At 72.8% G+C, this 16,022-nt stretch carries 11 protein-coding genes and 1 pseudogene; 4 read left to right on the top strand and 8 right to left on the bottom strand.

The window, feature by feature from the left end; genetic code table 11:
• Positions 1–317: 317 nt before the first annotated feature.
• From panB to AB1K56_RS09870, 6 genes and pseudogenes are all read right to left on the bottom strand, one after another.
• Complete coding sequence (panB, locus tag AB1K56_RS09845) at positions 318–1,172, bottom strand: 3-methyl-2-oxobutanoate hydroxymethyltransferase (protein ID WP_371205504.1); 855 nt, start codon at positions 1,170–1,172, stop codon at positions 318–320.
• Positions 1,169–2,056, bottom strand: coding sequence for a pantoate--beta-alanine ligase (panC, locus tag AB1K56_RS09850; RefSeq protein ID WP_371205505.1), 888 nt, complete (start codon positions 2,054–2,056; stop codon positions 1,169–1,171). Before panC ends, panB begins: the two co-directional genes overlap by 4 nt.
• Positions 2,053–2,853 (bottom strand): DUF2520 domain-containing protein, encoded by an 801-nt coding sequence (locus AB1K56_RS09855; protein WP_371205506.1) that lies wholly within the window; start codon positions 2,851–2,853, stop codon positions 2,053–2,055. Before AB1K56_RS09855 ends, panC begins: the two co-directional genes overlap by 4 nt.
• Before the next feature lie 86 nt (positions 2,854–2,939).
• A complete protein-coding gene (locus AB1K56_RS09860) occupies positions 2,940–3,968 on the bottom strand; it encodes an agmatine/peptidylarginine deiminase (protein ID WP_371205507.1) in 1,029 nt (342 codons plus the stop codon).
• Positions 3,969–3,987: 19 nt separating this feature from the next.
• A complete protein-coding gene (locus tag AB1K56_RS09865) occupies positions 3,988–6,813 on the bottom strand; it encodes an aminotransferase class III-fold pyridoxal phosphate-dependent enzyme (protein ID WP_371205508.1) in 2,826 nt (941 codons plus the stop codon).
• A 365-nt stretch (positions 6,814–7,178) separates the two neighbouring features.
• Positions 7,179–8,852: pseudogene (locus AB1K56_RS09870) on the bottom strand (amidase); the annotation flags it as partial.
• Between the two features lie 118 nt (positions 8,853–8,970).
• On the opposite strand from AB1K56_RS09870, the gene AB1K56_RS09875 reads away from it, so the two are divergent.
• Together AB1K56_RS09875 and AB1K56_RS09880 are read left to right on the top strand one after the other, a co-directional pair.
• Complete coding sequence (locus AB1K56_RS09875; protein ID WP_371205509.1) at positions 8,971–9,651, top strand: phosphatase PAP2 family protein; 681 nt, start codon at positions 8,971–8,973, stop codon at positions 9,649–9,651.
• 16 nt (positions 9,652–9,667) lie between these two features.
• Entirely contained in the window at positions 9,668–10,483 is an 816-nt protein-coding gene (locus AB1K56_RS09880) for a DUF1206 domain-containing protein (protein WP_371205510.1), read from the top strand.
• 7 nt (positions 10,484–10,490) lie between these two features.
• On the opposite strand, the gene AB1K56_RS09885 is transcribed toward AB1K56_RS09880, so the two are convergent.
• Entirely contained in the window at positions 10,491–11,123 is a 633-nt protein-coding gene (locus AB1K56_RS09885; RefSeq protein WP_136586036.1) for a TetR/AcrR family transcriptional regulator, read from the bottom strand.
• Between the two features lie 171 nt (positions 11,124–11,294).
• Between AB1K56_RS09885 and AB1K56_RS09890 the strand changes: the two genes are divergently transcribed.
• Both AB1K56_RS09890 and AB1K56_RS09895 read left to right on the top strand, forming a co-directional pair.
• On the top strand, positions 11,295–12,896 hold the full coding sequence (locus AB1K56_RS09890; protein ID WP_371205511.1) for an amidohydrolase: 1,602 nt from the start codon (positions 11,295–11,297) through the stop codon (positions 12,894–12,896).
• A gap of 17 nt (positions 12,897–12,913) precedes the next feature.
• Positions 12,914–14,269: an APC family permease gene (locus AB1K56_RS09895; protein WP_136586034.1), complete on the top strand. Its 1,356-nt coding sequence runs from the start codon at positions 12,914–12,916 to the stop codon at positions 14,267–14,269.
• A gap of 42 nt (positions 14,270–14,311) precedes the next feature.
• Here the strand turns inward: AB1K56_RS09895 and AB1K56_RS09900 are convergent, their stop codons facing one another.
• A complete protein-coding gene (locus tag AB1K56_RS09900) occupies positions 14,312–16,018 on the bottom strand; it encodes a LamG-like jellyroll fold domain-containing protein (RefSeq protein ID WP_371205512.1) in 1,707 nt (568 codons plus the stop codon).
• Positions 16,019–16,022 lie beyond the last annotated feature (4 nt).

Raw genomic sequence — 16,022 nt, forward strand, 5'->3', positions numbered from 1 at the left:
TCCTCGAGATTCGCGTCATGACCACCCGCGGGTGAGGTCATCTCTGTAGGAAGATTCCCCCACCTGCCCGTTCCGCAGCCGTCTTCCTCGCTCGGCGGAGGGCAGCGGGCGCCCCACTCCTGTTCGTCGCGCCGGGGTGGCGGGTGGCCCCGCGGCAAGGGAAAGGCCACCCGCCGCCGTTTCCGCCTTCTCGGTGGGACACGTCGCCGTCCTCATCGCGCAGTGCCCGCACGCAATGTCGGTCGACATCTTCGACGCCCGTGGGATGGTCGCATCCATCGAACCCATCGGCAGGAGGACATGATCCCGCCGCCCCGTCAGCGCCCGTCCACGAACTCCCGCACCGCCGCGGCCGCTTCGGGCGCCGCCCGGTACACGTGCTCGGCGCCGGGGAAGACGCCGTCGCGCACCTCTTGCGCGTAGGCGCGGACGCCCTCGACCATCGCGTCGCCGACGGAGGCGTAGGTCTTGACGAAGACGGGGGAGTGGCCCTCGGTGATCCCGAGCAGGTCGTGCATCACGAGCACCTGCCCCTCGGCCGCTCCCGCGCCGATCCCGATGACGGGGATGTCCAAAGCCCGGCGGATCTCGGCGACGACCTCGGCGGGCACGGCCTCGATGACGAGGGCGAAGGCTCCCGCCGCCTGCACGGCGAGGGCTTCGCGCGCGACGCGGACGGCCTCGTCGGTGGTGCGGCCCTGGGCGCGCAGGCCCCCCAGCGCCGTGGCGGTCTGGGGCGTGAGTCCGACGTGACCGACGACGGGGATGCCGGCCTCGACGATCGCGCGCAGGCGCGACAGGCGCGCGGGGTTCGCTCCCTCGATCTTGACGGCATCCGCTCCGCCCTCGCGCACGAAGCGGACGGCCGTCGACACCGCCTGCTCGTCGCTGACCTCGGTCGATCCGAACGGCAGGTCGCACAGCAGCAGCGGCGTCAGGACCGCGCGGCGCACGGCCTTGCTGAGCACGAGCATCTCGTCGACGGTCACCGCGGTGGTGTCGGGGTGACCCAGCACGACCTGCGCTCCGGAGTCGCCGACGAGCACGATGTCGACCCCGGCGCGTTCGGCGACGCGGCCCGAGACGAAGTCGTACGCCGTGACCATGACGATCGGCGTCCCCTCGTCGGCGAGGGTGCGCAGGCGTCGCAGGGTTACCGGGGGAGTCGTCACGATGCGGGTCCTTCGATGCTGATCCGGTCGTCGACGCCGGGGGTGAGGGTGACGTTGTCGATGAGGCGGACCGGGCCGACCCGCACGGCCACGAGGAGCAGCGCCGCGCGGGTCACCTGGTCGACCGGCTCGAGCGCGTCGGCGTCGACGATTTCGACGTACTCGGCAACGAGACCGGCGGCGGTGAGCTCGGCGTCGACCTCGGCGCGCAGGCGCCGGGGATCGCGGATGCCGTCGGCGAAGGCATCCTGAGCCCGCCGGAGCGCGCGCGGCACGACCGACGCGAGCTCGCGCTCGGCCGGTGAGAGCCGGGTGTTGCGGCTCGAGCGGGCCAGTCCGTCGTCGTCGCGCGAGGTCGGAAGCGCATGGATCGCGACGGGCAGTCCGAGGTCGGCGACCATGCGGCGCACGACCACCACCTGCTGCGCGTCCTTCGCGCCGAAGTAGGCGCGATCGGGCTGGACCGCGACGAGGAGCTTGGCCACGACCGTGGCCACGCCGTCGAAGTGGGAGCGGCCGCGGACGGCTCCCTCGAGGGTGCCGGTGATCGCCCCGCCGACCGAGACGGTGGTGGCGAACCCGGCCGGGTACATCTCGGCGACCGAGGGGGCGAAGACCAGGTCGGCGCCGGCGCCGGAGGCGAGCACGACATCCTCGTCCTCGTTGCGCGGGTACGCCGCGAGGTCGGCGGCCTCGCCGAACTGCGTGGGGTTGACGAAGATCGACAGCACCACGACCGCGTTCTCGGCGCGCGCGGTGCGCACGAGCGACAGGTGGCCCTCGTGGAGGGCTCCCATGGTGGGGACGAACCCGACCGAGTCGGTGCGGTGGGGGGCGAGGGCTGCGCGCAGGTCGGCGACCGTGCGGACGATGCGGGCGCTCATGACGGTGCCTCCGTGACGGCGGGGGACGGGGCGGGATGCAGCGGGCCCGCGGCGGTGCGGGGCGCGGCCGCGAGGTCGCGGGTGGCCTCGACGAGCGCGTCGAAGAGCGGCAGTCGTTCGGGGAGACGCTCGCGGACGGCCCGGCGCTGACGCGCGACCGTGGCATCGTCGCCGCGCGCGACCGGTCCGGTGAGGGCGGCGGCGGCGCCGCTCGCGGCCCAGTTGTCGACCGCGGCCCGCACGAGAGGAACCAGGGCGGATCGCTCGACGCCCGCGGTCGCCGCGAGCTGCTCGGCGATCCCCTCGAGCGTGACGAGGAAGTTCGCCGCGACCGAGGCGGCGGCGTGGTAGGCGGGCCGATCCTCGTCGCGTACGTGCACCGTCGTCATCCCGAGGATGCCGGCGATCCCGGTGGCGACATCGAGGGCGGCGGGCGTCGACCCGGCGACGGCGGCCGTGACGCCCGCGAAAGAGGTGGCGGCGCCGGTGACCGTCAGCAGGGGATGCAGGCCGAAGGCCTCGTGCGGGTGAAGCACCGACAGGTCGAGCGCTCCCGAGAGGTGCCCCACCGTGCGGCCGGGCGCGAGCGCGCTCGCCGCCGTGGCGATCTCGGCATCGGGCACGGCCAGCAGCACCACGGGGGCGTCGGCTCCAGTCGCTCCCCGGCCCGCGGGACCGAGCACGCGGACGTCGGCGGCGCGGAGAGCGGCGACGAGAGCGCGGCCCATGCGTCCGTCGCCGACGACGAGGACGGGTTCGAGCGGGGCCCGAGGGGGAGCGGAGGGGAGCGGGTTCATGAGCGTGGGGCGGCGCCCTCACGGGCGGCTTCGCCGGGTTCCACCGTACCCGCTCGCGCGTCCGCTCGCGGGCGGTACGGCGCGGCTCAGCCCACCGTCGGCTGCTGCTGCGTGATGCAGTGGATGCCGCCGCCGCGGTCGAACAGCGGACGGGCGTCGACCGACACGACGCGCCGGCCGGGATAGGCCTCGCCGATGATCTCGCGCGCCCGCGCGTCCGCCGCCTCTTCGCCGAAGCCGCACAGGACGACGCCGTCGTTGGTGACGAGGTGGTTGATGTAGCTCCAGTCGACCCAGCCCTCCTCGTCGCGCAGCGTCGCCGGCGCGGGCACACCGGTGATCGTCACCGTGCGGCCGAGCGCCGCGAACGCGTCGGAGAGTTCTCGACGCACGAGCCGGGACACCTCGGAGTCGGGGTGGGCGGCATCCGTCTGCTCGTGCACGAGCACGTGGTCGGGCGCGGCGAAGGTCGCGACGATGTCGACGTGGCCGTTCGTGCCGAACTCGTCGTAGTCGCGGGTCAGCCCGCGCGAGAGCCACACGGCATCCGTCGCTCCGATCGTGCGGGCCATCTCGGCCTCGACGCGGGCGCGGTCGGCGTGCGGGTTGCGGCGCGGGTCGAGCTGCACCGTCTCGGTGAGCAGCACGGTGCCCTGGCCGTCGACGTGCAGGCCTCCGCCTTCGGCGACGAGCAGGGAGTCGATGCGCTCGGCTCCGACGTGCTCGGCGATCACGCGCGCGAGGAGCGCCGACTTCTGCCACTCGGCCCAGTCGGGGGCGCCCCAGCCGTTGAAGATCCAGTCGACGGCGCCGAGGACGCCCGGGCGCTCCGGGTCGACGACGAAGGTGGGGCCCACGTCGCGCATCCAGAACTCGTCGAGGGGCGCTTCGACGATCTCGACGTCGGCGGAGAGCATGCGCCGGGCGCGCGCGATCTCGCTCGGGTCGACGACCATCGTGACGGGCTCGAACTGCGCGACGGCGTGCGCGACCTCGGTCCACGCGCGGTAGCCCTCCTCGCGGGTCTCGGCGCCCTCGCCGAGGGTGACGCCCTCGCGGGGGAACGCCATCCACGTGCGCTCGTGCGGGGCGGATTCGATGGGCATGCGCCACATGGCGGGCTCCTTGTCGGGGTCAGTATCCGGTGGTGAGAACGCGGTCCAGCGCGTCGACGAACACGTCGACACTGGCGCGCGTGACCACCAGCGGCGGCTTGATCTTCAGCACGTTCTGGAAGTCGCCGGTCGGCTGCATGACGACGCCGAGCTCGAGCAGGCGGTCGCAGATCGCGGCGGTCTCGGCCGTGGCGGGTTCGAGCGTCTCGCGGTCGCGCACGAATTCCACGCCGAGGTAGAGCCCCGATCCGTGCACGGTGCCGATGAGCGGATGCCGCCCGCCGAGCTCTTCGAGACGGCTCTTCAGGTGCGCGCCGACGACCCGCGCGTTCTCCTGCAGGCCCTCCTGCTCGATCACGTCGAGCACGGCCATGCCGATGGCCGACGACACGGGGGAGCCGCCGGTGGACGAGAAGAAGTAGCCCTGGGTGCGGTAGCGGTCGGCGATCTCGCGGCGCGTGATCACGGCGCCAAGGGGGTGCCCGCCACCGATCGACTTCGCGACCGCGACGATGTCGGGCACGGCGCCCTGCTGCTGGAAGCCCCAGAACCACTCGCCCAGGCGCCCGTATCCGACCTGCACCTCGTCGGCGATCGCGAGACCGCCGTGGCGGCGGATCGCGGCGTACACCTGGGTGAGGTATCCGTCGGGCAGGGCGACGCCGCCGGCGTTGCCGAAGTACGTCTCGGCGATCATTCCCGCCGGGGGACGACCGGATGCCGCGAGCTCGTCGATCACCGCGACGGCTTCGGAGGCGTACTTCGTGGCATCCGGGCCCCGGTGCTTCCCGCGGTACGAGTTGGCGGCGTCGACCGTGTGCACCCACTCGGGGCGGGTCTCGAGCGCGAACGGATTGTCGGCGATCGACGTCGACACGGCATCGCTGGCGTAGGTCCAGCCGTGGTACGCCTCGCGCATCGCGACGATATCGGGGCGACCGGTCGCGGCCATCGCCAGGCGGATCGCGAGGTCGGTGGCCTCGGAGCCGGAGTTGACGAAGAACACCGTGTCGAAGCCCTCGGGGAGGGTCGCGGCGATCCGGTCGGCGAAGTCGGCGATCGCGCGGTAGTGGAAGCGCGAGTTGGTGTTGAGCAGGTGCATCTGCCGCGCGCCGGCCTCGACGACGTGCGGGTGGGCGTGACCGACCGAGGCGACGTTGTTGACCATGTCGAGGTAGACGCGGCCGTCGACGTCGATCAGGTGCTCCCTCCACCCGCGTTCGATGCGCGGCGGGGTGCCGTAGTAGTGCTCCTGCACCTCGGCGAGCACTTCGTGTCGCCGGTGCAGCGAGTCGTCGGTCGCGGGAACGGGCGCGGGGATGCCGAGGACCGCGCCGGGATCGCCGGCCACCTCCCGCCACGCGTCGGCGAGGGCGCGTGTGGTGCGCGGCGGCGGGACGAGCCCCTCGAACGCGCGACGGGCCGAGAGGCGCACGCGCGCGGGGAGCACGCCCGCGGCGGGCTCCCCGTCGGGGGTGGTCCACACGAGCTCGGCGTCCGGGGCGAGCGGCTCGGCCGTCCACACGAGGATGTCGGTCGGCACCGTCTGCGCGGTCGAGGGGAGCGGGTCGACCGTGCCGGTCAGGCGCGCGCTCCAGGCGGGCACGGTCACGACGGCGGCGCCCGCGTCGAGAGCGGCGAGGGCGGCGGTGTCGAGCGTCGCGGTGTCGAGCCACGCACCGGCGTCGTTGAGGGGCGACTCGGTCGAGGCGTCGAGCTCGACGTGGCGACCGAGGGCGGTGAGCGTCGATCCCGTCGCGACGGGCTCGTCGCGGCGCGGCCGGCCGAGGGCCGAGCGGGTGGCGGCGGCGAGCACGGGGAGGGGGACGGATGCCGCCTGCTCGAGGATGCGGAACTCCCGATCGAGGGCGCCCGAGGCGTAGTCGTTCGCGTCGTCGAGGCGCACCTGCGCGCGCCCGCTCAGCACGAGGACCGCACCGCGCAGCACGACGAGCGGCCAGAGGGCGGTGATCTCGTCGTCGGTGAGGTCGCGGATGCGGTCGAAGGCGCGGATGGCGGGAAAAGCGCTCTCGGGTGTCGCGCCGTCGTGATGCAGCACCGACGACACGGTCACCGCGATCTCGCCCACGCGCCACGACGCGCACACGTCGCCGAAATCGATCACCGCGTCGGGCACCGTCGCACCGGGGGCGCGCAGCACGTTGTCGTCGGTGACGTCGAAGTGGCCGGCCTGCACCGGCAGGGCGTCGGCGACCGGGGCGAGCGCGGCGCGAGCGGCGTCGGCCGCGCGCTGCACGACCTCGCGCACCCCGTCGTCCGGTTCGAGGGGCAGCAGCGTGTCGATCACGCGCTCGGCGTGGCGCAGGTCCCACTGCAGCACGCGACCGCTCGCGGGATGGTCGAAGTCGGCGAGCGAGAGGCTCACCGCACCGGCGAGGGCGCCGAGCCCCTCGACGACGGCGGGGGAGAGGTACCGCGAGCCCGTGAGGGTGCTCCCCGCGATGTTCTCGATCACGCGGGCGTGGATGCGGCCCTGCGAGCTCTCCCACCACGCCGACATCGCGCCGCGGGGTCCCTCGACGAGGCGCGGGATGCGCACGTGCGGGCTGCGGCCGGCGACGAGGGCGGCCGCGGCATCCTGCATGTCGATCTCGGCCTCGCTGAACACCGGGTTGCTCAGTTTCAGCACGCCCAGCGGGAGCGATTCGCCGCGGCGGAAGACACGGAAGTTCTGGTCCTGCTGACTGCCGAGCGCGTGCACGTCGATCTCGACACCGAAGGCGTCGGCGAAGAGCGCGCGCACCTCGTCGTCGGAGAGCGTCGGGGTGGGCAGGTCGACCTGGCTGAAGTAGTCGAAGACCGGGATCGGTGCTGTTTCGCTCACGGGCTGTTCCTCGGGTGATTCGGGTGTCACAGGGGAGAGTCGGATGCCGTGCCCACGGCGCCGGCGACGGCTCCGCCGGCGTCGCGCACGGCGACGACGACGAGCGGGCCGGAGGGCGCGACCCACTCGCTCACGGGCTCACCGTACGCGTCGGCGGCGATGCGGGCCACACCGCGCAGGCGGTCGCCCTCGATCTCGACGTCGACCCGCACGCCGTCGACGTAGGCGGCGTGATCGACGGCGTGTGCGCCGGTGATCGACGCAGCGAAGCGCACGGTGCCACCCTCGTGGACGACCTCGTCGATGCGGACGTCGAGCTCTCCCTCGCCCGCCGGTCGCGGTTCGGCGAAGAGCGCCTCGTCGGGCAGGGCGGGCGTGCGGCCGGGGGCGGTGCGCCGAGCGCCGAGGCCGGCGATCGCGGCCCCCAGCTGCACGAGCCGGGTGTCGCTGTAGGCGGGGCCGGCGATCGTCAGACCCACCGGCATCCCGGTGTCGGCCATCGTGCCCATCGGAACGGTGACCGTGGGGATGCCGAGGTGGCGCGGCACGAGGTTGCCGTTCGAGACCCACACGCCGTTGCGCCACGCGATGTCGGCCGAGGCGGGGTTCACGTCGGCGTCGGCGGGGCCGACGTCGGACTGCGTGGGGAAGACGACGGCGTCGATGCCCTCGGCATCCATCCACTCCTCGAAATCGACGCGCCGGGTGTGCTCGAGTCCGCGCAGGCCCTCCTCGAGGCTCTTGACCTCGCGCCAGTCGGGCCACCACTGCTGAGCGCGGGCGACGTACTCGCCGATGTCGTACGAGATGTCGTAGTGCCAGATGCCGTACCGGTCGGGGAGCGCCCCGGGCGGGTGCGGGAAGATCAGCGCGGCGTCCGCGTCGGCGAGGCGGGGCAGCGCGGGGTCCGCGTTCGTGCGCAGGAAGGTGTCCATGGCCCACACCGCGAGGTCGCCGACCTCGTCGTCGAGGAACTCCCGCGTCACGAACCCGCCGTCGAGGAAGTCCTCGTCGCCCTCGTGCAGCTTCTCGTACCGGTCGACGACCGGGAAGTCCGTCTCGACGACTTCGGCGCCGGCCGCTTCGAGGTCGGCGCGCAGGTCGTTCCACAGGCTCATGACGCTCTCGCGCGTGACGATCGGAGAGGCGTTGCCGGGGTCGCCATTGACGTAGATGCGGGGGACGGCCAGGCGCATCCCCGTCAGTGGCAGCGGTTCGAGCGCGGCGAACGATGCGGGGCGCACCTCGGACGGCTGCGGCAGGGCGACGAACGGCTGCGTGCGCCAGAGGTCGCCCTCGGTCTGCGGGTCGTCGGCGACCACGGCATCCAGCACGTGCTGCAAGTCGGCGATCGAGCGGGTGTGGGGGACGACGACGTCCATCGTCGGCACGAGCGGCCAGTTGCCGCGCACCGAGATGACTCCGCGCGAGGGGGTGTAGGCGACGAGGGCGTTGTGCGAGGCCGGCGCGCGCCCCGACGACCACGTCTCCTCGCCGAGACCGAAGGCGCAGAAGCTCGCCGCCGTGGCCGTGCCCGATCCGTTGGACGAGCCCGATCCGAACGCCGAGGTGAGGTAGTCGCCGTTGTACGGGGACTCGGCGCGTCCGTGCACGCCGCGCTGCATGCCGCCGGCGGCCATCGGGGGCATCGTGGTCAGGCCGAGGAAGACCGCCCCGGCCGCTCGCAGGCGCTCGATCGCGAAGGCGTCGTCTCCGGCGATGAGGTCGCGGAACGCGGGGGATCCGGATGCCACGGGCAGACCCTCGACGCGATAGCTGTCCTTGGCGGTGAACGGGATGCCGTCGAGGGGGCCGATCGCCTCGCCGCGGGCGCGACGCCGGTCGCTCTCCCGCGCGTGCGCGAACGCGCGCGGATCGAGGACGGGGACGCTGTGCAGGCGGATGCCGGAGCGGTCGTACGCCGCGATGCGGTTGAAATAGCGGGCGACGAGCTCGACACTGGTGACGTCGCCGGCGTCGAGGGCGGAGCGCAGTCGGTCGATGTCGGCTTCGACGACGGTGAAGGCCTCGGTGGTCATGGCGAAAACCTACACCGTTTGTTTTATGGGAGCGAGAGGGAATTTCCCGCACCGGAGTGCTCGCACCGCTCGCGGCAAGCGGTACCGCTCCCGTGTCCGCGCCTGACACGATGCGGAGATGGAAGCCCCCACCGACGAGCCCGCCCTGCTCCCCGATCGTCCGCGCGTCGACGCGCGTCGGCCCCTCGCCCTCATCGTGGGCGTCGTCGCCGCGGTGCTCTTCGTGGCGCTGCGTCTGGCCGTCGACCTCGACGGCGGCGCGCCCCTGGCGTTCGACGTGTGGTGGGACGACGCGATGGCCGCCCTGGCGAACCCCGTGCTCGTCATCACCGCCTGGATCCCCGCCACGGTCGGCGGGACGATCGGCATGATCGCGATCGGCGTCTCGACGACGATCGTCTTCCTCCTCGTCAAACGGCCATGGGACGCGCTGAACGTCGCCTCCGCGATCGCCCTCGTCGTCCTCATCGGCGCCCCGCTCGCCGCGGTCATCGCCCGCGCGCGCCCCTCCGACTCGCTCGCCGAGACCCAGGCGACGTCGTTCCCGTCCGGGCACACCGCCGTGGCGACGACCATCGCGGTGACCCTCGCGCTCATCCTGCGCCGCGGGTGGATCTGGGCCGCGGGTGTCGTCTGGGTGCTGCTGATGATGTGGAGCCGCACGTACCTGCACGCGCACTGGCTCTCGGACGTGACGGCCGGGCTGCTCGAGGGGGTCGCCGTCTCGACGCTGGTCTGGGCGCTGATCGATGTGTGGCGCGTGCGTCGCGCGCAACGGGTGGTCGGCGACGAGGGCTGAGCGCTAGCGTGCTCGGATGACTTCCGCCTCCGCCTCCGCGTCCGCCGCCGCCGACAAAGCGCAGGATTCCACCGCCTTCCGCGTCGCGGCCCGGATCGGATACGTCGTCCTGGGCCTGCTGCACCTGCTCATCGGCGCGATCGCCGTCTCGATCGCGACCGGCGGCGGCGGCGAGAGCGCGGATCAGAGCGGAGCGGTCCAGCAGGTGGCCTCCGCTCCCGCGGGCATGCTGCTGCTGTGGGTGATCGTCATCGGCCTCGCCGCTCTCGCGGTGTGGCAGATCGCCGACGCCGTGGCGGAGCGCGACCCCGACGCGAAGAAGCGCTGGGCGCACCGCGCGAAGTACGTCGGCACCGCCGTCGCCTACGGGGCCATCGGGGTCACCGCGTTGACCGCCCTGATGGGCGGGCGATCCGAGTCCGCCGACCAGTCCCGCACGATGAGCGCGCAGCTCATGGCCTCGCCGGGCGGCCTCGTCGTGCTGGTGATCATCGGCCTCGCGGTCGCGGCGATCGGAGTTGCCTTCGTCGTGCGCGGCACCACGAAGGCGTTCATGAAGAACATCTCCGCTCCCGGGGGCGCCGCGGGGCGCGGCATCCGGATCTTCGGCATGGTGGGCTACATCGCGAAGGGCATCGCGATCGGCGTGGCCGGCATCCTGTTCCTCGTCGCGGCCTTCGCGCACGACCCGAACGCGGCGGGTGGGCTGGATGCGGCCCTGCGCTCCCTCGCGGGACTGCCGTTCGGGCAGTTCGTGCTGTGGCTCGTGGGCGCGGGCCTCGTCGTGTACGGCCTGTTCTGCTTCGCTCGCGCGCGCTACGCGCGGATGTGAGCTGCGCTCAGTCCGTGCGCGGGCGCGGACGCGCCCCGGCGATCAGCAGCGACAGACCCAGCTCGAACGCCCGCGTCGCGACCGGGTCGGCCGGGTCGTGCGCATCCAGGGCCGCGTAGGCCGCGGCGAACCGCGGCACGTCCTGCTCCTGGCCGGTCGGGTCGAAGATGACCGTCGGGCCGCTTCCGTCGAGGACGCTGCCGAGGATGAACGACTCGAACGCCGTCAGCAGCGGGAGGATGTCGTCGCTCGTCCATCCCACGCGTTCGGCGGCGACGGCGAAGTCCTCGTACTGCGACATCAGCAGCGGCGCCGAGGCGCGGTTGCCCATCAGCAGGGGGATCGCGCGCGGGTGCAGGCGGAACGCGTCGCGGTAGGAGCGCGCCCACAGCAGCAGCCCCTCCTCCCACTCCCGATCGCGCAGGAACGAGGAGTCGATGCGCGACGACACGATCGCGCGCACGTCCTCGATCAGGGCGGCGAGATTGGGGACGTGGTTGTACAGCGACGTGGGGTGCACCTTCAAGCGATCGGCGACGCGGCGGATGCTCGCTCCCTCGCTGCCGTCGCGGTCGACGAGGGCGAGGGCGGCGCGGGCGATCGCGTCGCGCGAGAGCTTGGGCTGGGTCGGCCGGGGCACGGCGGGGCCTTTCGGTGGGGTTCGACCACGCTACGCGAAGTCGCGTGTTTCGGCCGTGTAAGGCGTTCGTGACGAGTCGTCGACGCCGCCGACGATGCGCGCGAAGACGCCGTAGCGTTCTTGAAACCTACGCTGTATGTTTCTCGCAGCGCGGGATTCGAGGAGGTCTCCATGGCGGCCATCGTCTTCACGGGCGGCGCGATCCGGATCGACGGACGCTCGCCCGACGTCGACCGGCTCGTGGTCGTCGACGGCGTCATCGCCGAGCCGCGGCATCCGGTGCCCGCCGACGCCGAGCACGTCGACCTCGAGGGCGGGCTCCTGCTCCCCGCATTCCGCGACGGTCACGCCCACCCCCTCCTGGCCGGGCGCGAGCGCACGGGACCCGCGCTCCGCGACGCCGCCGACGTCGACGAGATCGTCGACCGCGTCCGCGCGTGGGCGGCCGCGTCCGACGCCGCGTGGCTCGTCGGCGGCAGCTACGACGCCACCATCGTCGAGGGCGGCCTGTTCGACGCCCGCTGGCTCGACGCGGCGACCCCCGACCGTCCCGTCGTGCTGCACGCGTGGGATTACCACACCGCCTGGGTCAACACCGCGGCGCTGCGCGCGGCCGGAGTGGATGCCGACACCCCCGACCCCGCGCTCGGCCGCATCGTCCGGCGGGCCGACGGGTCGCCGTCGGGCACCCTCGTCGAACGACCCGCGATCGACCTCGTGCTCGACCACGCCCCGCGCCCCGCGGAGGAGGACGACATCGAGGCGCTCGCCGCGGCCACCGCCCACCTCGCGGCGCAGGGCATCGCGTGGGTGCAGGAGGCGTGGACCGAGCCGCACGACGTCCCCGCCTGGATCGCGGCCGCCCGCGCCGGGCGTCTCTCCGTCGACGTCGACCTCGCGCTGCGCGCCGACCCCACCCGCTGGCCCGCCCAGGTGGAGGAGATGCGTCGCCTCGCCGCGCGGATCTCGGCCGAACCCGGTCTGACCTGCCGGACGGTGAAGTTCTTCGTCGACGGCATCCTCGAGAACCACACCGCCCACCTGCTCGAGTGCTACCACGACGCCCGCACCCGCGGCCTGCCGAACTGGCGACCCGCGGAGCTGGCCGCGGCCGTGGCGCAGTGCGACGCGGCGGGCTTCGACGTGCACCTGCACGCCATCGGCGACGCCGCCGTGCGCGCCGCGATCGACGCGGCCGAGGGCATCCGCGACAGCCTCCGCCGCGGCCGGCGGTTGACCATCGCCCACGCGCAGGTCGTCGACCCCGCCGATCTGCCGCGCCTGCGCGACCTCGACGTCGGCTTCTGCTTCCAGCCCCAGTGGGCGATGGCCGACGCCGTGATGACCGAGCTGACCCTGCCGCGGCTGGGACCCCACCGCGAACGCCAGTACCGCATGCGGGCGGCCCGCGACGCCGGGGCCCGCCTGAGCTTCGGCAGCGACTGGCCCGTCACCTCTCCCGACGTCCTCGCGGGCCTGCGCACAGCCGTCACCCGCCAGGACCCCGACGGGCTCCCCGACGGCGGCTGGCAGCCCGAGGAACGACTCACCCTCTCCGACGCCATCGACGCCGCCACGAGCGGCGTGGCCCTCCAGGCCGGCGATCACGACAGCCGCGGCACCCTGCGTCCCGGCATGATCGCCGACCTCGTCTGGCTCGACCGCGACATCCGCAGCGGCCCCGCCGACCGCATCGCCGACGCCCGCATCCGGGGCACGTGGCGACGTGGCATCCGCACCTTCCGCGCCGTCGCCGCGACGGCCGCCCACTGATCCCGAACAGGAACCCGATGTCCGCAACCGACACCTCGCTGCGGCGAGTGATGGGAGTGCCCTCCCTCGTCATCTTCGGCCTGGCCTACATGGTGCCCCTCACCGTGTTCACCACGTACGGTCTCGTCGCCGTCACCACCGGCGGTCACGTGCCGACGGCCTACCTCGTCACGCTCGTGGCGATGCTCTTCACCGCCTTCAGCTACGCCGCGCTCGTGAAGGCCTTCCCCCGCGCGGGCAGCGCCTACACGTACGCCCGCCGCGCGTTCGGGGGACACGTCGGCTTCCTGACCGGGTGGTCGCTCATGATCGACTACCTGCTGCTCCCGCTCATCAACTACGTGCTGATGGGCATCTATCTCAACGCCCAGCTCCCCGGCATCCCGCCCTGGGTGTTCGCCCTCGCGGGAGTGCTCCTGATCACGGGACTGAACATCGTCGGCATCACCGTCGTGCGCAACGCCAACCTCGTTCTCGTCGGCCTGCAGCTCGTCTTCGCCGCCGTCTTCGTCGTGTGCGCGGTGCTGCACGTGCTGCAGAACCCCGGCGTCTCGCTCCTGCAGCCGCTGTACGACGCCGGTCTGACCTTCCCCGGTCTTCTCGCCGGTGCCGCGATGCTCGCCCTGTCGTTCCTCGGCTTCGACGCGATCTCGACGCTCTCCGAGGAGGCCCGCGACGCCCAACGCACCGTGCCCCGCGCGATCATCCTCACGACGGTCATCGGCGGGCTCATCTTCACGGTCATCGCGTACGTGTCGACCCTGGTCATCCCGAACGTCGCGGATCTGGAGAACCCGGATGCCGCGGCCAACCAGATCATGGAGGTCTCGGCCGGTCGCTGGCTCGAGGTCTTCTTCCTCGTCGCCTACATCGCGGGCTGCATCGCGGCGGCGCTCGCCTCGCAGGCCAGCGTCTCGCGGATCCTCTTCGCGATGGGCCGCGACGGGGTCCTGCCGCGCTTCTTCGCCCGGCTGAGCCGCCGCTACCAGACCCCGATCGGTGCGGCGCTGTTCGTCGGCGTCGTGTCACTGGCCGCTCTCTTCGCCGACCTCAACACGGTCGCCTCGCTCATCAGCTTCGGGGCTCTCGCCGCCTTCTCGCTCGTCAACCTGTCTGTCGTGAAGCACTTCCTGTTCGACGAGCGACGCCGCGGGGCGGCGGCCATCGTGCGGTTCGGGGTGCTCCCGGGCCTCGGCTTCGCCCTCACCGCCTGGCTGTGGTTCAGCCTGTCGCCGCTGGCCCTCACGGTCGGGCTGGTGTGGATCGGCGTCGGCATCGTCTGGCTCGCCGTGCTCACCCGCGGCTTCCGCCGTCGCCCGCCCGAGGTGGAGTTCGACGACGAGGCCCCGGCTCCGGAGCGGGTGATCGCCTGAGCGGTCGCCGGTGGGCGCGCGCGAGCGACGCCCACCGGCGCCTCACCAGGCTCCGGCCTGGTAGTGCGACTGCACCTCGGCGGGCGTGAGGGCGCGTGTGTAGACGGCGCCGTACTGCAGGTTCCCGACGAAGTTGGTCGGCGGGGGAAGAACGGAGAGACCCGCATCCGGCCAGTACGTGAGTCGCCCGCACCCGAACCGCCAGTACCCGACATAGTTCTGAGCGCTGGTCGAAGGATCGCTGCCCACCAGCACGCCGTCCACGTAGAGAGCGGTGCCCTGGGGCGAGAGCGTCGCGACGACGGCATGCCAGGCCCCGTCGGCGTAGGAGCGACCGGGAGGGGTGACGATGGACATGAAGTAATTCGGGAAGGTGCCGAACACGACTCGGCCGGCCGTGTCCAGGTAGATGTGGCGGTCCCAGTAGTCGGGGTCGAGGGCGATCCCGTTTCCGTTGCCGAACCCGGCGATCTTGCCGCTGGGACGGGTGGTCGTGGAGAACCAGACCTCGAGCGAGAACGATTCGGGGTCATTCACGGGACTGGGGACGAAGAGACACTGCGAGCCCGTGAACCGGGTGGATCGGGCGGGGACGTCGTGCCGGCATCCGATCGAGGTTCTCGTCACGGGCGGCAGCGACCACGTCCCGGTGCGACCGTTGCCCGAGATGTCGGTCTCGCCGGTGCCGGTGCTGCCGCCCATGGCGTAGGCGGCGTAGACGTCGGCCGGTACCGGGCTCGCCACGCGCGAGACCGCGTCGCGGCAGGTGCGCGGCGCGACTCCCGCGGTGTCGGCCGTGTTCGTCACCGACGCCGAGAAAGCGGCTCCGGAGGTCGACAGGGTGGTCAGCACGATCACGGCGGCGATCGTGAGCAGCGCCAGGGGGAGCAGCACGGTCCGCGCGCGGCGGTCGGGGCGCTCTCGTCGCCCGTCGGCCGGAGGATCGTCGTCGGGGCGGATCGCGAGGGAGGCGAGGAAGGGCGTCAGGCACAGCAGGCACAGCACGACGCGGGTCAGGAGATCGGGGTCGGGGACCGCCGTCAGCGAGAACAGGCCCGACGGCAGCTGGTCGTTGGTGAGGACGACGGCGTGCTGACCGCTGGTCAAGCGGGTGGATCCGGCCAACACCGGCAGGATGCCGGTGTTGACGACGTTCATGAGTGCTCCGGCGCCCGCGTCGGCGGCCCGGAAGTCCAGCAGGCGCAGGTTGAACCAGGGGCGCAGCCAGAGCGTGACCGCGGTGAGCGTCACCGCCCATCCGGTGAGCCGGACCGCCCAGGACCACGACGCGCGCCCGCGGCGGAGGCGGGCGACGACCTCGACGAGGGCCGCGCCGAGCAGCAGCCACGGCGCCGCCAGGGCGAGGAACCCGATGCCGGGGACGATGGCGATCGCCGAGCCGACGACCTGGTCGGTCGAAAGGGCCCAGGCGTCGTCGGTGCCGTTCAGATCACCCCGCGTGCGCAAGACGCCGTCCTGCTCCGCGACGAGACGGTGGGTGACGGTGCGTCCGTCGACCTCGAAGGTGATCACGTCGCCGACGGCGTAGTCCGCGGACGGGCGCACCACCACGAGCGAGCCCACCGGGGCCGCCTCGGCCATGCTCGGCGTCTCGACGACGAAGGCACGAAGGCCCCCGGCGACGCCGACGACCGCGGTCGCGATGGCCAGGACGGCGATCGCGACCGCGGCGATGAGAGCGGCTCGACGTCGCGCGCGAGGGCGGGGTGCGTCGGGAAGACCGCTCACGCGC

It is taken from the genome of Microbacterium sp. BWR-S6Y, from assembly GCF_041379845.1.
Taxonomy (GTDB): domain Bacteria; phylum Actinomycetota; class Actinomycetes; order Actinomycetales; family Microbacteriaceae; genus Microbacterium; species Microbacterium hydrothermale.